25 protein-coding genes are annotated in these 22,015 nt (G+C 39.5%); 14 read left to right on the top strand and 11 right to left on the bottom strand.

Annotated features, from left to right (window positions below):
- Nucleotides 1-216: 216 nt before the first annotated feature.
- The 10 genes from FRX45_RS16705 to FRX45_RS16665 form a co-directional block, all read right to left on the bottom strand.
- Nucleotides 217-1,794, bottom strand: a complete 1,578-nt coding sequence (locus tag FRX45_RS16705; RefSeq protein ID WP_152269595.1) for an FG-GAP repeat domain-containing protein — start codon at nt 1,792-1,794, stop codon at nt 217-219.
- A 370-nt stretch (nt 1,795-2,164) separates the two neighbouring features.
- The gene (locus tag FRX45_RS16700; protein ID WP_152269594.1) at nt 2,165-3,223 is read right to left on the bottom strand and encodes an exo-alpha-sialidase; all 1,059 of its coding nucleotides are present in this window, start codon (nt 3,221-3,223) and stop codon (nt 2,165-2,167) included.
- A 310-nt stretch (nt 3,224-3,533) separates the two neighbouring features.
- Nucleotides 3,534-3,989, bottom strand: a complete 456-nt coding sequence (locus FRX45_RS16695) for a YdeI/OmpD-associated family protein (protein WP_152269593.1) — start codon at nt 3,987-3,989, stop codon at nt 3,534-3,536.
- Nucleotides 3,990-4,009: 20 nt separating this feature from the next.
- On the bottom strand, nt 4,010-4,489 hold the full coding sequence (locus FRX45_RS16690; protein WP_193311743.1) for a DinB family protein: 480 nt from the start codon (nt 4,487-4,489) through the stop codon (nt 4,010-4,012).
- Between the two features lie 13 nt (nt 4,490-4,502).
- Nucleotides 4,503-4,631 carry a hypothetical protein gene (locus FRX45_RS23735; protein ID WP_262884214.1) on the bottom strand — a complete coding sequence of 43 codons (129 nt, stop codon included), beginning with the start codon at nt 4,629-4,631 and terminating at the stop codon, nt 4,503-4,505.
- Between the two features lie 116 nt (nt 4,632-4,747).
- A complete protein-coding gene (locus tag FRX45_RS16685) occupies nt 4,748-4,936 on the bottom strand; it encodes a VOC family protein (RefSeq protein ID WP_152269591.1) in 189 nt (62 codons plus the stop codon).
- Between the two features lie 9 nt (nt 4,937-4,945).
- Complete coding sequence (locus FRX45_RS16680; RefSeq protein WP_152269590.1) at nt 4,946-5,425, bottom strand: VOC family protein; 480 nt, start codon at nt 5,423-5,425, stop codon at nt 4,946-4,948.
- Nucleotides 5,426-5,453: 28 nt separating this feature from the next.
- Nucleotides 5,454-5,858, bottom strand: coding sequence for a VOC family protein (locus FRX45_RS16675; RefSeq protein ID WP_152269589.1), 405 nt, complete (start codon nt 5,856-5,858; stop codon nt 5,454-5,456).
- 130 nt (nt 5,859-5,988) lie between these two features.
- Nucleotides 5,989-6,438 carry an SRPBCC family protein gene (locus FRX45_RS16670; RefSeq protein ID WP_152269588.1) on the bottom strand — a complete coding sequence of 150 codons (450 nt, stop codon included), beginning with the start codon at nt 6,436-6,438 and terminating at the stop codon, nt 5,989-5,991.
- A gap of 311 nt (nt 6,439-6,749) precedes the next feature.
- Complete coding sequence (locus FRX45_RS16665; RefSeq protein ID WP_152269587.1) at nt 6,750-6,962, bottom strand: hypothetical protein; 213 nt, start codon at nt 6,960-6,962, stop codon at nt 6,750-6,752.
- 263 nt (nt 6,963-7,225) lie between these two features.
- Between FRX45_RS16665 and FRX45_RS16660 the strand changes: the two genes are divergently transcribed.
- From FRX45_RS16660 to FRX45_RS16635, 6 genes are all read left to right on the top strand, one after another.
- Complete coding sequence (locus FRX45_RS16660; RefSeq protein WP_152269586.1) at nt 7,226-8,050, top strand: AraC family transcriptional regulator; 825 nt, start codon at nt 7,226-7,228, stop codon at nt 8,048-8,050.
- Between the two features lie 80 nt (nt 8,051-8,130).
- Nucleotides 8,131-9,519, top strand: coding sequence for a TolC family protein (locus FRX45_RS16655; protein WP_152269585.1), 1,389 nt, complete (start codon nt 8,131-8,133; stop codon nt 9,517-9,519).
- A gap of 8 nt (nt 9,520-9,527) precedes the next feature.
- On the top strand, nt 9,528-12,653 hold the full coding sequence (locus FRX45_RS16650) for an efflux RND transporter permease subunit (protein ID WP_152269584.1): 3,126 nt from the start codon (nt 9,528-9,530) through the stop codon (nt 12,651-12,653).
- Between the two features lie 14 nt (nt 12,654-12,667).
- Nucleotides 12,668-13,759 carry an efflux RND transporter periplasmic adaptor subunit gene (locus tag FRX45_RS16645; RefSeq protein WP_152269583.1) on the top strand — a complete coding sequence of 364 codons (1,092 nt, stop codon included), beginning with the start codon at nt 12,668-12,670 and terminating at the stop codon, nt 13,757-13,759.
- 121 nt (nt 13,760-13,880) lie between these two features.
- On the top strand, nt 13,881-14,072 hold the full coding sequence (locus tag FRX45_RS23860) for a MutS-related protein (protein WP_226805423.1): 192 nt from the start codon (nt 13,881-13,883) through the stop codon (nt 14,070-14,072).
- A 349-nt stretch (nt 14,073-14,421) separates the two neighbouring features.
- Nucleotides 14,422-15,210: a hypothetical protein gene (locus FRX45_RS16635; RefSeq protein WP_152269582.1), complete on the top strand. Its 789-nt coding sequence runs from the start codon at nt 14,422-14,424 to the stop codon at nt 15,208-15,210.
- 360 nt (nt 15,211-15,570) lie between these two features.
- Here the strand turns inward: FRX45_RS16635 and FRX45_RS16630 are convergent, their stop codons facing one another.
- Nucleotides 15,571-15,849 carry a hypothetical protein gene (locus tag FRX45_RS16630; protein WP_152269581.1) on the bottom strand — a complete coding sequence of 93 codons (279 nt, stop codon included), beginning with the start codon at nt 15,847-15,849 and terminating at the stop codon, nt 15,571-15,573.
- Nucleotides 15,850-15,882: 33 nt separating this feature from the next.
- Between FRX45_RS16630 and FRX45_RS16625 the strand changes: the two genes are divergently transcribed.
- The 8 genes from FRX45_RS16625 (at nt 15,883) to FRX45_RS16590 (ending at nt 21,998) form a co-directional block, all read left to right on the top strand.
- Nucleotides 15,883-17,298 (top strand): MBL fold metallo-hydrolase, encoded by a 1,416-nt coding sequence (locus tag FRX45_RS16625; protein WP_152269580.1) that lies wholly within the window; start codon nt 15,883-15,885, stop codon nt 17,296-17,298.
- Nucleotides 17,299-18,066: 768 nt separating this feature from the next.
- Complete coding sequence (locus FRX45_RS16620) at nt 18,067-18,429, top strand: YidH family protein (protein WP_152269579.1); 363 nt, start codon at nt 18,067-18,069, stop codon at nt 18,427-18,429.
- Nucleotides 18,430-18,828: 399 nt separating this feature from the next.
- Nucleotides 18,829-19,101 carry a heavy-metal-associated domain-containing protein gene (locus FRX45_RS16615; protein WP_152269578.1) on the top strand — a complete coding sequence of 91 codons (273 nt, stop codon included), beginning with the start codon at nt 18,829-18,831 and terminating at the stop codon, nt 19,099-19,101.
- 4 nt (nt 19,102-19,105) lie between these two features.
- On the top strand, nt 19,106-19,345 hold the full coding sequence (locus FRX45_RS16610; RefSeq protein WP_152269577.1) for a hypothetical protein: 240 nt from the start codon (nt 19,106-19,108) through the stop codon (nt 19,343-19,345).
- Nucleotides 19,329-19,568 carry a DUF6132 family protein gene (locus FRX45_RS16605; protein WP_152269576.1) on the top strand — a complete coding sequence of 80 codons (240 nt, stop codon included), beginning with the start codon at nt 19,329-19,331 and terminating at the stop codon, nt 19,566-19,568. Before FRX45_RS16610 ends, FRX45_RS16605 begins: the two co-directional genes overlap by 17 nt.
- On the top strand, nt 19,558-19,854 hold the full coding sequence (gene trxA, locus FRX45_RS16600; RefSeq protein WP_152269575.1) for a thioredoxin: 297 nt from the start codon (nt 19,558-19,560) through the stop codon (nt 19,852-19,854). The genes FRX45_RS16605 and trxA overlap by 11 nt, the downstream gene beginning before the upstream one ends.
- Nucleotides 19,855-19,864: 10 nt before the next feature.
- Nucleotides 19,865-20,176 carry a rhodanese-like domain-containing protein gene (locus FRX45_RS16595; protein ID WP_152269574.1) on the top strand — a complete coding sequence of 104 codons (312 nt, stop codon included), beginning with the start codon at nt 19,865-19,867 and terminating at the stop codon, nt 20,174-20,176.
- A gap of 478 nt (nt 20,177-20,654) precedes the next feature.
- Nucleotides 20,655-21,998: a TolC family protein gene (locus tag FRX45_RS16590; protein ID WP_152269573.1), complete on the top strand. Its 1,344-nt coding sequence runs from the start codon at nt 20,655-20,657 to the stop codon at nt 21,996-21,998.
- Nucleotides 21,999-22,015 lie beyond the last annotated feature (17 nt).

Genomic DNA, 22,015 nt, shown 5'->3' with positions numbered 1-22,015 from the left:
TTGGTTTTTTGGATGATTGGATTCCTCAAAGGAAAGACACATGGGCTGTAAGAAAAATAGAATAAGATGTTTTTGTTTTGTAATAGAAATACGACAAACTGATAATCTCTTGTATTTTTACGATTGCTCCATTGCCGGATATACATTGCCTGGTGGTAATAACCGGGTACTTCACCTCTCACCATTCACCTCTCTCTTCTCACGTTTCACCCAGCACTATCGGATCGTGTTTTCCAAAAGAACAACAGAAGGACCGGTAAGCAGCCATTTTTTACCCAGTCCGGTGGTGTCACCCTGCGGTAAAAAATACACAAAAGAACCCAGAACAAGATCAATATCCCCATCAGCGTCCATGTCGCCCGCATCCATTACGATCCATCTTCCCCCGGGCGCTTCGGGAAATGAATAGTCATCAAATTTTAAATTCCCCTTATTTTTCAAATAGATAAAACTTTCTTCCGGATAGCGAAGATAGTCGGGGAAAAAAGAAATAGCAGCTATATCCAGGTCGCCATCCATGTCATAATCCCGTACCATCGCTTTATAAGCGCCATTCATCTGGTAGAAATACGATTGCCTAAAGTTGGATTTCCCATCGTTCAAAAAAATATAAATACCGTGATAATTCTTTAATACCGGTGTTTTATCGGCATTGTCTCCACAAACGTATACGATATCATCAAACCCGTCTTTATTAAAATCCGCCAGTGCAATATATTGAGATCCATTGAGGGGCAGGAAGGATAACAGTCGCTTTTCCTTAAACTTACCCGATCCCTGATTTTCATAAAAGAAAACACCCTCATCACCCTGCGCCATGAGCACATAAATATCAGGTAACCCATCGTTATTGGCATCCTTGATAATGGCGGTGATCGCACCGGGTTTGTCGCGCAGGATCCTTTTGTTATACCCTCCTTTCCCATTATTTTCATACCAGGCCAATTGCCCGGTTTGGTTGCCAAATTCACAGGCCACAACATCTTCAAATCCATCTTTATTCAAATCGCCGTATGCTATACAAACCGGCCGCTGTAAATTTGGAATAACGATGTTTCCGGGTTTATATCCTGGCTGCGATCCATTTTTTACCCATCGCTGCACAGAACCCCAGGGAGCATCCGTTGGAAAAATTCCGTTGTCGGTAGTTGTGAGGTACAGCTCGTTTGATTTTTCATCAAACTGAAGAGGCGTTGATTGCAGCGGTATGCTGTAGTTTTCTTTAAGATCGGGGCTTAGAAAAGTTAAAACATTCCGCCTGCTTTTTCCATCACCATATGCGATACCCCTGTTACCAGGAAGAATCTTGACCATAGTGGTGAGCGAGGGGCGATGAGAGAAGGACGCTTCTTTGTATTTGAAATGCTGCAGTCCCATCCGGATTGGACTTTTGCGAAGCGGGGGCGGAATGGTATCGGGCGCATGCTCCATAAAATATTGTTCTATTTTACGCCAATCCTCCTTTGCCAGCACCGGGTTTTCGGGATAGATATTGGCATCACGTACCATATTGCCGCTTATGCCGGCATCAAACAAACTGTCGGGTCTTATTCCGCTGCTGTATATGCCCATCCGGTATCCCATGGCCGGAAGCACATCTTCTTTCCAAATGGTTTTTGTTAACAATTCAGGGCTCACAAAGCCGTGACACCGGCTGCAATGCGCTACAGCCAGCTCTTTCCCGGAGCGCCCGGAAACAGGTGGCTCTTCAAATTGGGTTGTGTCATTTTGCTTTTTAGCTGTACATGAAACAAGCAGGTATAATACAATGCAAAGTGGGATTAGTTGTCTCATATAAATTACAAATACCGAAACCGATGCTTTGAATAAAAGTAAGGATTAAGTTCAGTTAAGGAGCTACCAACAATAAAAAGACTTGTAAAACTGAGTATAAAAGGTTGACTCTTTCTTCCATCAGGTTCAAGGCAAACGTAGGCGTTGCTTTTTAGAAAGTAAAACTGATTGGTAAATATTTCAACATGCTCCTGATCGGTATTGTATCGGTTAATAATTCCGAAAATCGTTGATGATCCTCCAATTCAAAATAATGGGTAGTTTTTATGATAATATTTTTAATCTTCTCAATGATTTTCCAGTTCCTGCTTTACCGCCGTTATACAGCGGCTGCAAACCATGTTTTTATAGAGATACAGTTTTATTGAATTTACAAGCTTAAAATTGATGAGTATATTTCATTTTCATTTTCCCAAACACACAAAACCTGCTTATTCCCTATAGCTTTCAGGAGCGGAGTAGTACCTTTGCCCAATGTTTTTTTCCCGCTCTGTGGTAACAGGCATGTAACCTGTCCCTTTTCTATCCAGGCATACACATTTTTCCCATCTGCTGTTTCCAAAGTGCAATTCTTTCCTTCCCCGATTTCCTGCTCAGGCTTCCCCGGTTCACAGGCATATATCTTCCCTTTTCTGTTCCAGACCGTTTGTACTTTGTTATTCTGTATTACCAGACCGCCGCCATCCATAGGACAACCATTTAAAGCCCAGCTTCCCTTCCCTAATTTTTGCGCATTGCTGAAAGTAAGCCCTCCATCACTGGATTGAATTAAATATAAATCCCGGTTTCCATTTAACCAGTTACGAAACATAACATGAACATTATTTCCCTCTATAACCACGGAAGGCTTGCAACACTCACAAACTGTTGTATCCGGAGAAGCGTAGATCATCACATTTTTTGACCAGCTTTTGCCGCCATCATTTGATCCTGCACCAACTATTTTATTATGCTTATCCCGCAGGTCGAGCCATACAGCATAAATATTTTCCCCGTCACCGCTTAGCGCCATCAATTGTTCTTTTGCTACTGTATCTGTATCATTTACCCTGGCGGATTTTATCCAGTTACCTGAATCTGTCATATTATATGAAAAAATATCACCTTCCTTATTGCAGGCGATGATAGTTAATCCATTTGATGTGGCAGCAATTTGCGGCCCGCGCATATGCGAAGCGGCAAGCCCTGGTAAAACTGAAACTAAGGCTGGAGGAGAAAACGATTTTCCGTGATCTGTTGACGCAGCATACATGATACTGTCACCACTGCCAAAAACGATATGAAAATTACCGGTAATATCATTTGTTGCGTTTGGCATCTGACCGTTGCCTATTATTACTTCGGAAGTGATGTCTTGTTTTTTTCCGTCTTCACAGCTTGTAAATGACGCTCCAATAATTGTTGTAATGACTAATAAACTGAATCTCATATAACAGGATTTTAATAACATCAAGCTTTAAAAAAGTTTCAAATAACTATATTACTCACAGACGATGCAAGTTAAGGTTTCCTGTTTTGTATGATTTTTGTTCCTGAAAGGCCTATCAGATTGGAAAATTTGTTTAAGCATATAAAGGATGCTATGCAGTGCAATTGAAAAACCCTGCAGTGTATTCTTCTCTTTTATTTTTATTCTTACTTCAATTTTGGTGCTGTTAACCACCATTACATGTCAATGTACATTGCCGGTGAATGAAATGCCGGTAAGTCGAAAAGCATATAAAATTTGAATCTCATTATTATCCGGTTAATGCCTTCATCGCTTTATCAATATTCCGGTTCCTTGTTGCTTCTGTCTTAGCATTGGCAATGGGGGCTGTCAATGCCTTCTTCTTACTGTTGGAAAATGTTTCAAATATTTTCTTTGCCGTTGCATTTCTATTTAAAGCTTGTTGAAATCCGGCAGTAACTTCCACTGTTCTTTCCTCTGTATCAAGCTCAATGGTTACATCAATTTTATCCCCGCCTTTTACTTTTGCAGCCTCACGGTTTTCGGCATTAACGCCTACCATGTAAGCACCGCCCATTACCGCCACCGCACTGCGGTAGGTAAAATTGTTGATGGTTACTTTTACCAATGGCTTCTTTCCTCCATTTAACTTTTCAATTATTTCATCAGGAATTTTTATCCCTGTCGCCGTTTTGCCTGCGGTAAGCAGAACTGTGCTGAATTTGAGTTTTGGATTTGTTCCCATAGTAAATGATATTAATTATATTATTTATTAAAATCAGCTACCTGATGAGTATGCCGGATGATATGGTTTTCCATTAAAATCAGCCATTCATATTTTGTAAGCGTGCCCCAAACAGGCAACGCAATGTCAATACATGTTCTTGTGAGGTCATCATTGTCTATCATTTTAAGAACGGCTTCCAGATTCTTATTTATGGAAGAAAATAGTTCATCACTTGAATATTGTTTTGCATCAGGGTGTAACATGGGATTAGCCGGGAACTTCACTTGAAAATTTAAAAACAATTCTTTAACAGCAGCAGCGTGCTGGTCATAGCGCCGGTCTGTATTTTGAGTTGCTCCAAAATTAACACCAGTGCTTTTTACAATATGGCCGGCAATTTCTCCTACACTCCATCCACCATCGGCTCTCTTTATATTTATATCCTGATGTTGGTTTATAGCTGCTTTAAAATTGGCAAAAGCATTTTCAATGTTTTGTTTTAATGATTTCTTGTCCATGCTTATGAGGTTTTTATGATTTGCTTTTCCTGCCATGCAATATACAGTCTGCATTGCTGAGGTGCTCTGTGCAAAAATCCCACATGCCCTGGTCCCATTTGCCATCAGGCGATACGGTCATTTGTAATTTTAATTTACGCATGGCTTTAAAATTTTTAATTGCTTGCCTGTTGGCAAACAGGTGCGTAATGGAGGCTGATTGTTAAACAAGCCGGGGCTCATTTATGACTTGCAGGAATTGTACTCTTGCCATTCCTTTCAAGGGTGTGTCTGCTCACCGCCTGTTGAAAGCTTTTTGTAACACGCTTTTATTTCTTTTTCACTTTTACAATTAAGCAGCGGGGAAACAGCATTGCCTTTTAACAGCCCTGTTTCGCTAACCATATCAGAAGCCATCAGTACCCTATTTTCATTTCGTAATTCAGCATGCAGGATACATTTTTTCATTATCGTATTTTAAACCTTCAATTGTTTTTCTTCCAAATCGGAAATGATTATTTTTTTCATTTTCATTAATGCCTTGAATGCATATTCCTGTTTCGCCTTGTTTTTGTGCGATTCCAGTTTGAAATACTGCTCCGGCACTATCTGCCAGGAAAGTCCGTACTTATCTTTCAGCCAGCCGCAGGGGCCTTCGCTGCCGCCTTTAGCGGTGAGGGCCTTCCAATAGTAATCCACCTCTGCCTGGTCTTTACAAGTAACGACAAACGACACAGCTTCGTTGAATTTGAACAGCGGCCCGGCAGCCAGTATCTGAAAATCCATTCCCAATAAGTGCATAGTTGCCATATCAAAATCGCCACTGGGAGTACCTGAATTTTTATAGGCTTTATATGATTTTAGTTTGCCGTTTTTAAAAATGGACAGATAGTATTGTGCTGCTTTTTTAGCATCTTTTTCTATCCACAAACAGGGCGTTATTTTTTGCTTTGCCATTTTCGTATGTTTTAAAAGAATGAATGTTTTAGCCCGGAAATTTGCTCATGTCCATATACAGCACTTCCCAATTGTGCCCGTCCGGATCTTCCACACATCGCTGCTGCATAAAGCCGTAGTCTTTCGCTTCGGCATATTCCCGGCCTCCTGCTTTTACTGCTTTTTCAAGAAAAGAATTCACCTCTTCATTGCTCTCCAGCGAGAGTGCATTAATTACTCCAACGGTTTGTTTGGCGTCAATAATAGCCTTAGCTGTAAATTGTTTGAGCTTATCATGTGTAAGCAGCATTACAAAGATGGCATCGCTCCATACCATACAGGCAGCGGTTTCATCTGTAAACTGCGGATTGTTGGTAAATCCGGTTGCTTCATAAAAAGCCATAGATTTTTTTAAATCCGTTACCGGCAGATTGATAAATACTTGTTTTGACATTGTTTTAAATTTTGAAATTTTTATTGAATTGTTGTGTCCTTATTCTGTTTAATAGCGGGGTGTTTCTTTAATGTCAATGTCGGCCATTGCTTTTAAGTCAGCTAATTAAAGCACTGCATCATCGCTTATCCTACGCATCAGGTATATTCGGTTCCACCAGTTTTTTTAATTTTTCTAATGATTCCTGCCATCCCAAATAACACATCTCTTCCGGTATTGCGGAAGGGATTCCCTCCTGAGTTGCGATTAATTCTGTACCACATGATACCGCTCTGAGTTTTATGGTAGTAATCATTTCACCGGGAAGATTTGGGTCGTCGAACCTGTCTGAATATTTTATCAATTCATTGGGTTTGATTTCTAAAAATTCCCCTCCAAATGAATGGCCATTCCCGGTTGAGAAATTGATGAAAGACATTTTGTAAACGCCTCCTTCTTTTACATTCATCTCATGTACTTTGGCAACAAACCCATAAGGTGGCAGCCATGAAGCATATGCGTCTGCATCAGTAAAGGCCCTGAATACTTTTTCCGGTGGTGCTGCAAACACTCTGTGCAGCTTTACGTTGTTAGTTGACATGTTCTAAAATTTTATGGTTTAATAATTAATTGACGTCACAAAGATGAATACAAACGGCGAGGTTTAAAGGTGGCAGATGTGACAGTTTAAGGGGGAGTTTGCGTCAGAAAGCCTTAATTTTAAATCTATGTCGTAAAGTGAACTATTCAGTCAGAAAGTTTATACCAAAAGCGGAATTAAATGAAGTAGCAATGCCCCCGCCTCCGGGCAACGTGGAGATTACATAAGCAGTTAACTCCGAAAAGAAGACGATCAGGCAGGTGAAATAGTCATTTGAAAGAAGCGCTGCCATCTTCGACTTAAATCATGCATTATTTTTTCCAGGCATCTTCTTTTCCCTCTTCATAATGTGTAAACGCTTTATGAAGGCCAACCAGCACTTCAGCAGAAACTTCAAATAGCGATTTGGCTGCTATATCGTCCACCATTAAAATATCCTTGCGTAAATGTTCTATAAGCTCGGAAAGTTTGCTTTTCAAATTAGCCGTATGCCCGAGCGGATTATTACTATTTGCGTATTCCATAATCTTTTTTTATTTTATCAATACTTCAATCCCACTACAGGGTTCTATATTTTGGGTGTAAATTGATCCAGGTCATAAATACCCAATTCCTTTTCAATATCTTCATCCTGATTATTAAATACTGGCCAATGGCAATACGCAGTATGGGTATCATTTTCAATGAGATTTTCGCAGCCGTCATACAAATTTAGCACCGCAAAAGGCGATTTTTATGGTATATTTGAAGTTATGATGGTAGCTGAATTAGAAATGATCAGGAAGAAATGAATAGTGCAATTGCTATTAAGGACAAAATGGAGACGGGTAAATCGTTAAAAATAGCTCCTTTTAAAAAAGGCGTGCGAACTACTGCGCCCCATAAGCATAAGAGTTATTTTGAAATCATTTTTCTTACTCAGGGAAGCGGGATACACTCTATAGATTCGCAAAACTTCGAAGTAAAACCACCTACCGTGTTTTTTGTAAGAAAAGAACAGGTCCATTTTTGGGATTTGACTTCGGAACCGGCAGGACATGTACTTATTATTAAAAAGAGTTTTGTTGATAGAAGTCTGGATAAAGAAATAAAGACATTATTATACAAATTGAGCAGGGTTTCTGCAATCCGGCTGAAACAACCTGATACTATTGATAATTTATTTCAATTGTTAACAATTGAAAGCTTTGTTGACCACGTTTTCTCTCAGGCTGTAATTGAAGGATTGTTAAAATCGTTATTAGCCAAATTATTGCAAGAGGAAACGCCTTCCAGCGTCAGCTTTCATCAAGACGCAAATCTTTACAGCTTATACCGGGAATTACTTAGCCAGGAGACAGCGCCGAGAAACAATGTTGCTTATTATGCAGCACAGTTAAATACCTCACCTCAAAACCTGAACGCAGCATGCCGGAAATCCGGCAATATATCTGCAACGGACGTTTTATCAGAGTTTATAATCAGTGAGGCAAAAAGACATTTAATCTATACAGATAATACCATTGCGGAAATTGCATTTAACCTTAATTTTAACGACTCCTCTCACTTTATTAAATACTTTAAACGGTTCACCACTTTCACTCCCCGATTGTTTAGAATGGCTCATTGTTAGTGCCACACTATTTTCAAATATACCGCGAATGTGAATCCGATAGTTATATTTTAGTCGGATTGTAAAACGAACACATTTCGATGAATAAAACGGTATTAAGAATACGGTGTGTAATTTGTCTATTTATAGTCAATTTCTTTATTCCCATTGAAGGGCATACCCAGCAACGATTGTCATTAAATGACATTCCTTTACTTGTACGAACTAATCTGCCTGCACTCCATGTGGCTAAAGCGAACACAGAGGCAAGCAAATCATTAATTGATTATGAGAAAAGAAGTTTAATGCCCGATGTGTCTGTTGCCTACCAGGCTAATCTGGCAACGTTCAATAATATCACAGGTATGAGCTATCCCGGGTTGATCATGCCTATCAGCGGGCCGCCCTCTGCAAATAACGATATTAATTTCGTACCGGGATCGGCGGCAACTGCATTTGTAACCTGGCACCCGATTACATTCGGACAGCGAAGCTCAGCTATACAAAGGGCGACATCACAATATAAACTAGCTAATGCAGACTACAACGAAGAATCGTTCAAATATGAGTTTGCGGCGGTTAACGCCTATATAGAGGCTGTTTACTTTCAGCAAATTATCGCCAGCAATAAATCCAATATCAGCAGGTATCAAAGCAATTTGGAACAGTCATTGATCCTGGCGAAGAATGGCTTAAAGCCGGGAATAGACACCCTTCAAATTCAAAGTTCCATAGCTCAGGCAGAAATTGACCTGTTGCAAAGTGAAAATAACTATAAGCAAAAAATAATCGAATTGTCTGCACTTATTGGAAGCAAAAACAAAGATTATAACATCATTCTTATTGACACCGTGTTTGATAGTCTTGATAGCCGCAACACGGAGATAGATACAGCCATAAATATTTCTGGCCATCCGTTTTATCTGACAGCAGCAGCACAAAAAGATGTTACTGCTGCCCAATTGAAAGAAGTTAATATGTCATGGCGGCCCAAACTGGATATTTGGGGAAATGTGTATCGTAGAGGCTCAGGAATTGATGCGACAGGAAATATTAACAAACCGGAGGGATTTAACCTTAACAGAAACAACATAGGCATCGGCATCCAGTTAAGTTTTCCTCTGCTTCAATTTTATCAACTGAATGCCAGGAAAAAACAATATGAGCAATTGCTAAAAGCAGATGAATACCGCATAAATCAAATTGAACTGGATCTGAATAAACAGGTTGATATGGCCATACAGCAATACCTATCAAATTTGGCAGTAACTAAAAAGATGGCCATACGCCAGAAAAGTGCTTCAGATGCTTTTAATAGTTTAAAATTGAGTTACGAGGCTGGGTTGGTAGATTTTACACGCCTGGCACAATCCCAGTATGAACTGCAGCAGGCCGAAATAAACAATGCAGGCGCACAATTGATCTTACAGCGTTCGTTGCTTGAAATCAGTGTTGCGAAAGGAGATTTGAATTTATTTTTTAATCGTTAGAAAACAACATGAAACTTATTGTATCAGCACTCAGGCATCCAATAACTGTTCTTGTGGCGGTTATGGGGATTGCTTTTTTTTCCTATCTCTCCATTCGCAACAGTAAAATAGATATATTTCCCACGTTGGGCTTACCTACAGTATATGTGGCCCAGCCTTATGGCGGGCTTTCACCAGAACAAATGGAGGGCTTTGTTACTTCCTATTACGAATATCATTTTTTGTATATAACCGGTGTAAAATATGTTGACTCCAAATCCATACAGGGCGCCGCCATTATCAAGATCGAATTTAATGAAGGTACCGACATGGCGCAGGCCATGGCAGAGGTTGTTGGTTATGTGAATCGCTCCAGGGCATTCATGCCTCCGGGCACTGTTCCTCCCTTCATCACCCGCTTTGATGCCGGGAGTGTACCGGTAGGTCAACTGGTATTCAGTTCGGAAACCAAATCATTGGGCGAAATCTCCGATTTGGCGTTGTTCAGAGTGAGACCGATGTTTTCTACACTGCCCGGAGTATCCGCCCCGCCGCCTTTCGGTGGAAATAACAAAACCGTTATTGTTAATATAGATCCTGATAAAATCCGGAATTACCAACTTTCTCCCGAGCAGGTGATGCAGTCTTTAGCTACTTCCAACACCATATCTCCTGCGGGCAATGTCAGGATTGGAGACAGCACGTACCTAACGCCTCAGAATAGTGTGATCGAAAATTTGCAGGACCTGGAAAATACACCCCTGCAAAAAGGAAGCGGCACATCAGTATTTGTAAAAGATATTGCAACCGTCAGTATTGGATCTGATGTTACTACCAGTTATGCACTGGTTAATGGAAAACGCTCCGTGTACATTCCGGTAACAAAACGGGCCGACGCTTCGACCTGGGACGTTGTTAAATTGGTAAAAGCTTCCTTACCCGATATGCAGGCTGCAATACCGGAAGATATTAAAGTATCTTATGAGTTTGACCAATCCGGATATGTAGTCAGTGCTTTAAAAAGTTTATTATTTGAAGGTGGATTAGGCGCAGTTTTAACGGGCCTGATGGTATTGCTTTTCTTAGGGGACAAGAGAGGCGCTTTAATAGTGGTCATGACGATCCCGTTAGCGTTACTGACTTCAGCTACGGTATTATATCTTTTCGGTCAAACCATTAATATCATGACCCTTGGAGGGTTGGCCTTGTCGGTAGGAATTTTAGTGGACGAAGCAACAGTTACGATAGAAAATATACACCGGCACCTGGAAATGGGGAAAGAAAAGCGCCAGGCAATAGCTGATGCCTGTAAAGAAGTCGCCACCCCAAAATTATTGATCCTGCTGAGCATCCTCGCGGTGTTTGTTCCTTCCTTATTTATGAATGGAGTTCCCCGGGCCATGTTTATGCCACTGTCATTAGCTGTTGGTTTCGCGATGATTGCTTCCTTCCTGTTATCTCAAACCTTTGTTCCTGTAATAAGTAACTGGATGATGAAAAACCATCTTGCTAACACCCATTCCAATAATCTTTTTGAACGATTAAAAAAAAGATATAAAGGCGCTATAGTTCGGCTGTCCCGTAAGACAGCCCTTGTTACCTTATTGTTTTCTGCCCTGTCCATTGGCCTGGTTGTCTTATTTTTTATCAGCATCGGTACAGAACTGTTTCCGACAGTTGATACCGGGCAGACAGAGGTGAGGTTGAGGCTGCCGGTTGGAACAAGATTGGAAAGAACTGAAGATGCCACGAGAAAATTGCTGCAATTATCTTCGAAAATAGCAGGCAAAGAGAATGTAGAAATTACCTCTGCTTTTGTGGGCACACAACCATCCAGTTTTCCGGTCAACTATATATATTTATGGACAGGTGGCCCACATGAAAGTGTAACAAAAATAAAGCTACGCAGCGGATCAATACCGATAGAAGATTTTAAGGAACAACTCAGGGCGCAGGTAAAAAAGGAACTGCCCAATGCAATAATTTCTTTTGAACCCGGTGACATTGCCAGCCAGGTGTTAAATATGGGAACAACCAATCCGGTAGAGATTGCAGTAGTGAATAAAAATCTGGAACAGGGAAAAGTTACTGCCAAAAAAATAGTTAATGAATTGTCCGCATTGCCGTACATGCGTGATGTACAAATTGCAACCCCACTGGACTATCCTGCTATAAAAATAGATGTGGACAGAGTTAAAGCCGGACAGCTTAATTTAACCGCTGAACAGATTACACGCTCTATAGTTGCTGCAACATCGAGCACACGTTTTATGTCGCCTGGTTACTGGCTCGATAAAACGACCGGAACGGCCTATATTGTCCAGGTCCAATATCCGGAATACCGGATGAATTCTACTTCACAGATAGAAATGATACCTGTAAGTACAGGTAACGGTAATTCGCACCTGTTAAACGAAGTGGCATCCTGGAAAATGATCACTATGCCTGGGGAGTATGACCGGTTAAACCAGCAACGATATATTACAGTCACTGCAAATGTTCACGACAAAGATCTGGGATCGGCTTTCAAGCAAACTGAAAAAATTGTTGAAAGCATACGATCTGAGTTGCCCAGGGGTGCTAAAATATTATTAAGGGGACAATCAGAACTACTTTCTCAAACGCTAAGCAGTTTACAGTTTGGGTTATTGGTAGCAATGGTGGTCATTTTTCTGCTGATGGCAGTATTTTTCCAATCGTTTCGGATTGCCGCGGTTATGTTGGCTGTTATACCGGCCGTTATTGCAGGCGCTTTAATGTTATTGCTGCTCACTGGTCAGTCCATGAATATTCAGTCCTATATGGGAACGATCATGGCGATAGGCGTTGCCATTGCCAATGCCGTGTTGTTTGTAACCAATGCAGAGGTTCTTCGGAAAAGTGGCAACACGCAAAATCCCCATTTGCTTTCTGCCGAAACACGCCTCCGTCCAATCCTGATGACCAGTATGGCAATGATCGCCGGCATGATCCCAATGGCATTAGGGGGAGGACAGATCGCACCGCTTGGCATAGCGGTTATTGGAGGGCTGATCACTTCCACCATAAGCGTGTTATTCTTCTTGCCGGCAGTATATCAATGGGCAGCGGGAAACCGAAAGTTTAAAGTAATATCGCTGGATCCCGATGATCCGGAATTATTGAATAAAAATTAGCCGAAAACAATAAGATGACAAAATCAATAGCCCAATTTTCATTAGTTATACTATTCTTTACAGCCTGTACAGAAAAGAAAAACTCAAAAAATACAGAGACTGCCGGAGAGGTAAGAGATACCGTTCCCGTGTTTGTTCTAACAAGCTCCGATGTGAGTAAGTCCATCGAACTTCCGGCTGAGTTATTGCCTTACGAAACAGCAGACCTGACAGCAAAAGTTGAGGCATATGTTAAAGAAATGCGGGTAGATATCGGTGACGAAGTAAGGAAAGGGCAAACGCTGGCTGTGCTGGATGCACCTGAAATAAGAACAAAGTCGGCCGAATACAAATCCGCGCTTTTTTCTGCAAAGGCGAGATACCAGTCAAGTAAAGATGTTTACGATCGGTTATACAACGCCTCTCAGGCAAAATCGGCGGGCATCGTTGCCCCTGTTGACCTGGAGAAAAGCCGTAACCAGAAACTGGCGGATAGTGCTGCGTATGAGAGTGCCAAAAGTCTTGCCCAATCTTATAATGAAGTAGCCGGTTATCTTTTAATTACTGCGCCCTTCGATGGTATTGTGACGGCCCGGAATGCTGATAGAGGTGCATTGGTTGGTCAAACGGTCCCGATATTTACGGTGCAGCATACAAGGACCCTAAGATTGCGGGTAGCGGTTCCCGAATTGTATGTGTCCACCGGGACTGCCGGTAAGGAAGTTCAGTTTAGCGTTCAAAGTAATCCTAACAAAAGTTTTGCAGCACAGTTTGTCAGAAAAAGTGGTGCAATTGATCCGAAAAACAGGACCGAAATCTGGGAGTATCTCTTCGTGAATAAGAACAATCAGCTCAAAGCCGGGAGCTTTGCGTATGTAAAACTTAATTTACAAAGAGATGCGCCCTCCTTTGTGGTGGCACCGGGTACAATTGCTACTAACCAGGAAAGGAAATTCGTGATAGCTGTCAGAAATGGTAAGACAGAATGGGTGGATGTACGCCAGGGCATGAGTACAGAAAAAGGTATTGAAATTTTCGGTGACCTTAAAAATGGAGATACTTTGGTTGTTCGTGCAACCGATGAAAGAAAAGCGGGTGCAGAAGCTGTATGGAAAATTAATCCTTAACAATTAAGCTCCCACTTCTTTATAACTTATCTGAGGTAATATAGGCAAGATAATGAAACGGGGGAAGCTTGCAGGTACTGCACAACTCCCAATACCCATGTCTTACTATGATCTATAAGCGGTGGAAATCAAACACCGCAGGCTCGCGATTATTACCGGCGCAAATCAGGGCGGTAAATCCACCTTTCTGCGCAGCATTGGCATAGCTCAGTTGATGATGCAAAGCGGCATGTTTGTAGCAGCGGCGGAAATATTCCGTCAACATCGTGAACCAGGCTTACGGGAATGCCATGCTATATTCAGATCATTCTGAGGTACAGTTATTTTATATTCGCCATTTTTCTCTGCACCTTTCATGCCTGTTATTTGCTCTCTTTTGGCAGTGTCTAATTTACTGCTGCCGGGAGGACACGAGATGGTGTTCTTGGGATTGGTGGCTACATTATCTTCTGTGCTGAATGGGTACTGTTGATAATCCCATAGCTGAAGATATAATAAGCTGCAAGGTTTGAATCATTGCGGTATTAAGTATTCTCACATAACTTTTCCCTTGGATAGAAGCATTTCATTCATCATTTTAACCAATTCGTTTACTATTCCATTTCTAAAAGTAGGTGATTAAACCATCTTTGTTTTATCAAAAAATCAGTAAAACATTAATCATGAAAAAATTTTTAATCGCTTCTTTAGCATTAATTGCTTTATTCAGTTCCTGTAAAAAAGATAAAGACAATGAAAAAAGTGGAATCTTTAAAGGGCCTGAAGTTCAGGTGCATAATGGGAAAGCATCGACATGGATACAATTGGATAAAAAAGGGGATCCTTTACGTTTAGCCATTAGTTTGACAGATGCAGCGCTCAATAGTGTGCCTGTTGGGAATGGTGATGAGGGTGAGCATGACCACGGCAATACGGAAAATAACTGGGTCTTAAAATTTCATCCTAAAGCAAGTATAATTCCGTTTAATCATGTAGGAATGGGCTGGAATCCGATCGGTCATGAACCTGAGCCTGTATATGGAAAACCGCATTTTGATTTTCATTTTTATATGATGACAGCACAGGAAGTTGCTGCTATCCCTGCATATGAAATGGCAAAAGATAAATTTGATAACGCTCCGGCTGCGGCTTATTTGCCACCTGCGTATTTTAATGCCGGGGGCGGCGTCCCGCAAATGGGTGCGCATTGGGTTGATCCTACTTCAGGAGAGTTCAATGGTCAGCCTTTTACCCAAACCTTTATCTATGGCTCATATGATGGTAAAGTCAACTTTTACGAACCAATGATAACGCTGGAGTTTTTAAAGAATAACACTAATTATATAAGGAGTATTCCCCAGCCAGCCAGGGTTCAGAAAACAAGCTGGTATCCAACAAAATTAAGAGTGGTAAAGCACGATGGAGTTACAGAAATTATTCTTGATGAATTTGTTTACCGGTTACAATCCTAAAAAGGTTGGTTTACAATTTATTCCTGCCGTGTTTATTCGTAAAGCATGGCAGGATTTTTAATATTTGTAATTGCTGTGAAACTATACTTACTAAATGTACATTATTTTTTGCATCTCATTTCCCATTGGTGATCACTAATTATTTTGTATTAGGGGTTAATATATCCAAAAACAAGGATCATTGGCATCGGGTGCACATAGCTACCGACACAATTGATTGTTTATTCAGTATGCAGGCAAGTTCATAAATCATGAATTCTTAAAGTACGTGGTTGAAAATGTAAAATGATTAATTGTTATTTAACCAGGTTTGTACTACAACTGAAACTTATACAACCTTGCCACCGCCTGCTGATATTCTCATTTTGTCTGCAGGTATTTATCATAAGCTGCGAAATAGAAACTTTCATCGTAGAAATATTGAATAATGGTTATTTGTCCCAATGAAAGGGCCTTGTTCAGTAGTGTTGTATTGTTTAACGTTGATAAAAGCTCCTTATACTCCCCAATCATTTTTAACCTTATATCCAACTGTTCATAATACTGTTTGTTTTCAAGACGATGATCCAAACGATGGGTTTGTAAAAAGCAAACTTCAATGCAACAAATGTTACCCAACTGGTCAAAAACTCTAAGCATATTTGTGCAATTGATAAAATTAAAAACGATTGTATGAACGTAGAACAAATTTATACCGGATGTTTAGCACAAGGTGCCTATTACATCAGCTCCAATGGCGAAGCTGCCATCATTGATCCGCTTCGTGAAACAGAGCCATATATAAAAAGGTTGCAAAAGGATGGCGTTAAATTAAAGTATGTTTTTGAAACACACTTTCATGCCGATTTTGTAAGTGGCCATGTTGATTTGAGTAAAAAGACCGGAGCCGTAATTGTGTACGGTCCCAATGCAAGTCCTGAATATGAAGCTATCGTCGCAAAAGATAATCAGATATTTAAAATTGGTGATGTTACCATTAAAGTATTGCACACGCCAGGGCATACCATGGAAAGCACTACCTATTTACTGAAGGATGGCACTGGAAAAGATTACTGCATATTCAGTGGGGATACATTATTCCTCGGAGATGTTGGTCGTCCTGACCTGGCACAGAAAGCTGTACATATGACACAGGAAGAATTGGCTGGTTTATTATATGAAAGTTTAATGACCAGAATAATGCCTTTGGCTGATGATGTAATAGTATATCCTGCACACGGTGCAGGTAGTGCCTGTGGTAAAAACATGATGAAAGAAACGGTTGATAGATTGGGCAATCAAAAAAGAATGAACTATGCATTAAATCAACCGGATAAAGAAGCCTTTGTAAAAGCAGTAACCGATGGCTTGCTTCCACCACCTGCATATTTTGGATTGAATGTAGCCATGAATAAAAAGGGGTACGAAAGTTTTGAAACAGTTTTAAATAATGGCATGAGGGCTTTAACACCTGATGAATTTGAGGTAGCCGCAGAAAATACCGGCGCATTAATTTTAGATACAAGAGCCAATACAGATTTTTATAAAGGCTTTATTCCGCAATCCGTGAATATTGGATTGAATGGAGATTTTGCGCCCTGGGTTGGTGCATTAATTGTAGATGTAAAACAACCCTTGTTATTGGTTACTGATGAAGGATTTGAAGAAGAAGCTGTAACCCGTTTAAGCCGTGTAGGCTTTGATAATATATTGGGACATTTAAAGGGCGGCTTTGAAGCCTGGCTGACGGAAGGTAAAGAGGCAGATGTAGTTGATAGAATATCTGCCGAGCAATTTGCAAAAGATCTGATAATAGGTGAAGACAAAGTTTTTGATGTTCGTAAAGAAACTGAGTATGCTGCAGAGCATGTTGACGAATCTTATAACAGGCCCCTTGCTGCTATTAATGAATGGATAAAAGATATAAACCCCCAAGAACATTTTTTTCTTCATTGTGAAGGGGGGTACCGGAGCATGATGGCAGCATCTATTCTTCAGGCAAGAGGTTACAGAAATTTTACTGAAATAGGAGGCGGCTTTAAAGCCATCAGCGAAACAGCAATTCCTAAAACAGATTTTGTGTGCCAGAGTAAAGTAATGACAGCATAAAAAAAGCGTCTGCTTTAAGGTTCAATAAAGTGTATTCAAGCATGATGGAAACCAGGAGGCAACTGTAAAAGGTTGCCTTCTCTTTTTAGTTAATTTCTTTACACGCAAATTTTGAAAGCAACAAAAGTATCCAAAGAAGAAGATGTCATATTATAATTTCAAGCCATTTATTTTTGTGCAATTATGGTGTTGGAAGCTTTTATTAACTTATAATTGTCAAAATAATCGATAGGATATTAACGCTAAAAGTTAGTTTTGAAAAAATGCTAACAAAAAGAAATACTATTTATCAAAATAAAATGTGCAGTGCATCCCTGTTTGCACTGGCTATTTTGGTATTGGTTGTTTCCTGTCCGCTGAAACGTTTATTTATAAATAATTCTGTTTCGCAAACATCTATCCCCTCCAAATCTAATCAAACAAGTAGTACCCAATATTCCAAACATCTATTTGGCAGCTATAGTAATTGTTATTCAGCTAAAAATAAAGTATCTCTTTTTCAAGATGATAAATCTCAGCACAAGCAAGTAGATCCTCCCGCTCACACATCAAATAATTCCAATCATACCGGATACTATATCCAGTCTTTTTTAAACACTACCAGACTAAGTTACAATGTAGTTTCCCATTTTTATCATTCTCCTGTTCCCCCTTCCTTCAGCATCGCAGCCTCCTAATCTGATTACTTTTTCTTTTTCACACTACTCCTAATATCTGATGGCTTAATCGCCTTTTCAGGTAAATGATTTTACATTTTACAAAATAAAAATGAGATATAAAATAATTATATCAGCCACCTTTTGGTGCCTGATACTAAGCCTTGATGCTCATGCGCAGAAGAAAATTTATTCTTTAGCTGAAATATGGCAAAAGACGGCTGAACAATACCCTTCCGTGATACTCGGAAAGGAAAATGTAATTCCTTCAAAGGGGTACTCTGGCATCGTAGGAATAATTTTAGTCGCTGTAGGCACTGTTACTGCAGTACTTTCGTATATCCGTTACAGGCGTTCTGAAAAACAGATAACACTTGGTTATTACAAACATTCCTCCATACTTATTACTGTTACTACTGCATTTATTTTTTTAGTAAGTGTTTTCCTGATCGTTTATCTTATTGATAGCATATAAATGTATTGCTGCCTTTAACATGTAAATTTCCTTGTACTTAACTATACCATCATTAAGTGATATAAGTTACCAATTGATTTTACTCTAACGAAGAGACATGGCGGCCGGTGATTTACACACAGGCTGTTTTATGTAAGTGAGGTAACAGTCATTACAAGACTTTTTTTTCTCCAATGGTTAATGAAATTCTATAACCGATTATAATCATAGTAGTAAGTATCAAATGTTACCAAACAAAAACCAGCGATCAAATAGCTTGCAACATTCCCGGAAATTAACGATGTTAATTTCCTCGTTAGGAAACCGGGTTATATAATATTTCAGACGTTTTCATTTGTAACCTTTGTTACCAAAGAGGAATCGTACAAATCCTAATTTTACACTATTAAATGATTAGTAATGACAACACATGAAATATTTGTAGAAAACATAAAATGTGGCGGCTGTATGAATAGCATTAAGACAGCCTTACTTAAACTAAAAGGGGTTACGGCAGTAGAAATTGATAAAGCTGAAGATAAAGTATGTGTATCTGGCGTTACAATTGAAAGAAATGACCTTGCGGTGAAACTGGCTGCTCTCGGCTATCCTGAAAAAGGAAGTAACAATTTAATAAGTAAAGCAAAATCATTTGTAAGCTGCGCTGTAGGCAGGTACAATACAATAAAATAAATTTATGAAACAGGCAATATTCAGCAACTGGAATTTTATGAGGTTTTTGAGATTGGGCTTAGGAATTTTTATCATAGTTCAATCTGTAATTGTAAAAGACTGGACAATGGGAATTTTAGGACTATTATTTACCATCATGCCCGTATTTAATATTGGTTGTTGTGGGGTTGGGGGTTGTGCTACGGCTCCTCCAAAAAGAAATTCTGAAACTACAAAAGATATCAATTATGAAGAAGTGGTGTAAAAACAACCTGCTCTATATTGTAGGTGCATTTGTCGGAGCTATTGCAGGATATGTATACTATCATCAAATTGGCTGTGCAACCGGCACTTGCTTGATTACATCCAAACCAATCAACAGTACAATTTACGGAGCCATCATGGGTACATTGTTGTTTGGTATGTTTAAAAAAGAGAATAGAAGAGAATCATTTAAAACAAAAAATAGATTGGAAAATGACATTTAACGAGATCATAAATTCAGATAAGCCGGTACTGGTTGATTTTTTTGCAGAGTGGTGCGGCCCTTGCAAAATGATGGCACCTATTCTTAAAGATGTAAAAAGAGAAGTTGGGGATGCGGTGACCATCATCAAAGTAGATGTGGACAAAAGCCCGCAGGCTGCACAGGAATACCAGGTACAGGGTGTGCCTACACTGATACTTTTTAAAAACGGCAAACCGCTGTGGAGACAAAGCGGGGTGGTACCGAAAGCAGGATTGGTTGGAGTAATCAAAAAATTCACAATATAAAAATATAACTATGAACATTTTACAGCAATTATTCGGTAGTGGCCACAAAGTAGATATTAAAGCCGCAATAGATGAAGGTGCATTTTTAGTAGATGTAAGAAATCCCGCAGAATTTGCCGGAGGTCATGTAAAAGGATCGGTTAATATTCCTTTGAATACTATACCAACGCAGTTAGCTAAATTCAAAAACAAGAAAAACATTATTGTTTTTTGTCTTAGTGGTGGCAGAAGCAGCCAGGCAAAATCCATATTGGAGCAAAATGGTTTTACCAATGTGATAAATGGCGGTACATGGAATAATGTGAACCAGTATGTAAATTAATTAACCAAGAGATTGATTGAATGAGTACTGTTTTGATATTCGATATCGGAACAGTACTTTTTTATTTCCACTAATTCTATGCTGTTTGGCGGCTTTCAGCTAATGAAATATTTTCAAGAATAACCTACGCTTGGGCCGGCAATTATTTTGATTTGTAATCTTTTGCCTGTGTTTCTTGTAATATTCTTCTAATAGGCAATACGGTTATTCAAATGTGTGAATGATACAAGTCATTTCTTCTATTGTGTAATACTTCACAGATATGATAAACTAACCTTTACTTCCTGATACAATACTTATCAGTCAAAAATAGTTGCAGCATGAAAAAAAAGGACAAATACAAAAAGGTGTACAGGATCCTAAGAAAGGCGAACGCCTGTTACATGTTGACGAGAAAGGAATTAGCTCTGTGGTAAGTTACAAATGTTACAGTTCAACCTTTTTTATGCAGTTAGTTTTGCTACAAATAAAAAAGCTAATGAACAGAAGAAGAAATTTCGTTTTAAAGGTTGTTGGGGTAGCCCTCATTCTAAACAGTATCATGTCAGTCGCCTTAGCTCAGGACAGTACAAAACATTTAAGCCTAAATGAGGCCATTAAAGCTACACTAAATAACAACAAAGCCGTTCAACTGGCTAAGCTGGATGAAAGTATAGCAGCATCCAATTATAAGCAAACAGAAGCTATCTATTTGCCGCAGGTAGGGTTTTCTTACACTGCCATGAGCACCAATAACCCACTCAATGCTTTTGGATTTAAACTGCAGCAAAAATCAATCACTCAAAATGATTTCAATCCTGCATTGTTAAACAGCCCCGGAGCAACCGGCGATTTTACAACAAAGCTGGAAGTACAGCAGCCCCTGGTAAATATGGATTTGTTATACAAAAGAAAAGCGGCAGCAAAACAAACTGAATTATATCAATACAAAACACAACGTACCAAGGAGTATCTAACTTTTGAAGTACAAAAAGCTTACCTGCAACTCCAACTGACCTATGATGCAGTGAAAGTTTTAGAAGATGCATTGCAAACAACTAGATCTGTTTACACATTTACAGATAACCATTTTAAGCAGGGATTAATTCAAAAATCCGATGTATTGAACGTACAGGTACAAGTAACAACAGTGGAAACCAATCTTGCAAAAGCCAACAGTAATATCCGTAATGCATCTGATTACCTCAGCCTGCTGATGGGGCAGGGAGATGGGTTTATTTATAAAGTAGATAATGCTATGCAAGCAGAAAGTTTAGCAAGCGATACGATTACAAAGATTGCTGCTTCAAGATCAGATTTTGTAGCCATGCAAAAAGCGATTGAAGCATCTGACCTGATGATTCAATCCAATAAAATGAGTTATTATCCAAAGCTAAACGCATTTGGAAGTTACCAGTTAAATGATAACCGGATGCTTGGCTTTAGTGCTAATGCTTATTTGGCAGGCGTGCAATTATCATGGGATATTTTTAAAGGAAACAGCACTAAGAATAAGATTGCGACACAAAAATTAGAACGCAATAAATTGTCTGAACAACTAACGCAGCAAAAAGAGCAAAGTCAATTAGAAATAAACAAAGCTTACCGTGATCTTGCGGACGCTCAATTTGATATTAAGCAGCAAAAGTTGTCTATCGAACAGGCTACTGAAGCTTTACAAATTTTACAAAATCGCTTTCAACAGGGTCTTGTAAATACTACCGACGTGTTACAGGCAGCCACACAACTTTCGCAACAAAAATTTGCTTTGGCGCAGGCACTTTTTACAACCAATGTTACCAAAGCATATTTACAATTACTAACCACTTCAACTAATAAATAAACTACTTTAAATACAAG

The sequence above is a fragment of the Agriterribacter humi genome, assembly GCF_009192765.1.
Lineage (GTDB): Bacteria > Bacteroidota > Bacteroidia > Chitinophagales > Chitinophagaceae > Agriterribacter > Agriterribacter humi.
The sequence above is the reverse complement of the archived record's forward strand: the minus strand, read 5'-3'. Positions and strand labels throughout refer to the sequence as shown.

Bases quoted from the DNA above. Each gene is read 5' to 3' on its own strand.
- FRX45_RS16630 (WP_152269581.1), bottom strand. From the start codon at position 15,849: ATGCTTAGAGTTTTTGACCAGTTGGGTAACATTTGTTGCATTGAAGTT.
- FRX45_RS16680 (WP_152269590.1), bottom strand. From the start codon at position 5,425: ATGGCAAAGCAAAAAATAACGCCCTGTTTGTGGATAGAAAAAGATGCT.
- FRX45_RS16595 (WP_152269574.1), top strand. From the start codon at position 19,865: ATGAACATTTTACAGCAATTATTCGGTAGTGGCCACAAAGTAGATATT.
- FRX45_RS16685 (WP_152269591.1), bottom strand. From the start codon at position 4,936: ATGAAAAAATGTATCCTGCATGCTGAATTACGAAATGAAAATAGGGTA.
- FRX45_RS16635 (WP_152269582.1), top strand. From the start codon at position 14,422: ATGAAAAAATTTTTAATCGCTTCTTTAGCATTAATTGCTTTATTCAGT.
- FRX45_RS16655 (WP_152269585.1), top strand. From the start codon at position 8,131: ATGAATAAAACGGTATTAAGAATACGGTGTGTAATTTGTCTATTTATA.
- FRX45_RS16690 (WP_193311743.1), bottom strand. From the start codon at position 4,489: ATGGACAAGAAATCATTAAAACAAAACATTGAAAATGCTTTTGCCAAT.
- FRX45_RS16605 (WP_152269576.1), top strand. From the start codon at position 19,329: ATGAAGAAGTGGTGTAAAAACAACCTGCTCTATATTGTAGGTGCATTT.
- FRX45_RS16615 (WP_152269578.1), top strand. From the start codon at position 18,829: ATGACAACACATGAAATATTTGTAGAAAACATAAAATGTGGCGGCTGT.
- trxA (WP_152269575.1), top strand. From the start codon at position 19,558: ATGACATTTAACGAGATCATAAATTCAGATAAGCCGGTACTGGTTGAT.
- FRX45_RS23735 (WP_262884214.1), bottom strand. From the start codon at position 4,631: ATGCGTAAATTAAAATTACAAATGACCGTATCGCCTGATGGCAAATGG.
- FRX45_RS16645 (WP_152269583.1), top strand. From the start codon at position 12,668: ATGACAAAATCAATAGCCCAATTTTCATTAGTTATACTATTCTTTACA.
- FRX45_RS16670 (WP_152269588.1), bottom strand. From the start codon at position 6,438: ATGTCAACTAACAACGTAAAGCTGCACAGAGTGTTTGCAGCACCACCG.
- FRX45_RS16700 (WP_152269594.1), bottom strand. From the start codon at position 3,223: ATGAGATTCAGTTTATTAGTCATTACAACAATTATTGGAGCGTCATTT.
- FRX45_RS16660 (WP_152269586.1), top strand. From the start codon at position 7,226: ATGAATAGTGCAATTGCTATTAAGGACAAAATGGAGACGGGTAAATCG.
- FRX45_RS16665 (WP_152269587.1), bottom strand. From the start codon at position 6,962: ATGGAATACGCAAATAGTAATAATCCGCTCGGGCATACGGCTAATTTG.
- FRX45_RS16620 (WP_152269579.1), top strand. From the start codon at position 18,067: ATGAGATATAAAATAATTATATCAGCCACCTTTTGGTGCCTGATACTA.
- FRX45_RS16675 (WP_152269589.1), bottom strand. From the start codon at position 5,858: ATGTCAAAACAAGTATTTATCAATCTGCCGGTAACGGATTTAAAAAAA.
- FRX45_RS16695 (WP_152269593.1), bottom strand. From the start codon at position 3,989: ATGGGAACAAATCCAAAACTCAAATTCAGCACAGTTCTGCTTACCGCA.
- FRX45_RS16610 (WP_152269577.1), top strand. From the start codon at position 19,106: ATGAAACAGGCAATATTCAGCAACTGGAATTTTATGAGGTTTTTGAGA.
- FRX45_RS16650 (WP_152269584.1), top strand. From the start codon at position 9,528: ATGAAACTTATTGTATCAGCACTCAGGCATCCAATAACTGTTCTTGTG.
- FRX45_RS16625 (WP_152269580.1), top strand. From the start codon at position 15,883: ATGAACGTAGAACAAATTTATACCGGATGTTTAGCACAAGGTGCCTAT.
- FRX45_RS16590 (WP_152269573.1), top strand. From the start codon at position 20,655: ATGAACAGAAGAAGAAATTTCGTTTTAAAGGTTGTTGGGGTAGCCCTC.
- FRX45_RS16705 (WP_152269595.1), bottom strand. From the start codon at position 1,794: ATGAGACAACTAATCCCACTTTGCATTGTATTATACCTGCTTGTTTCA.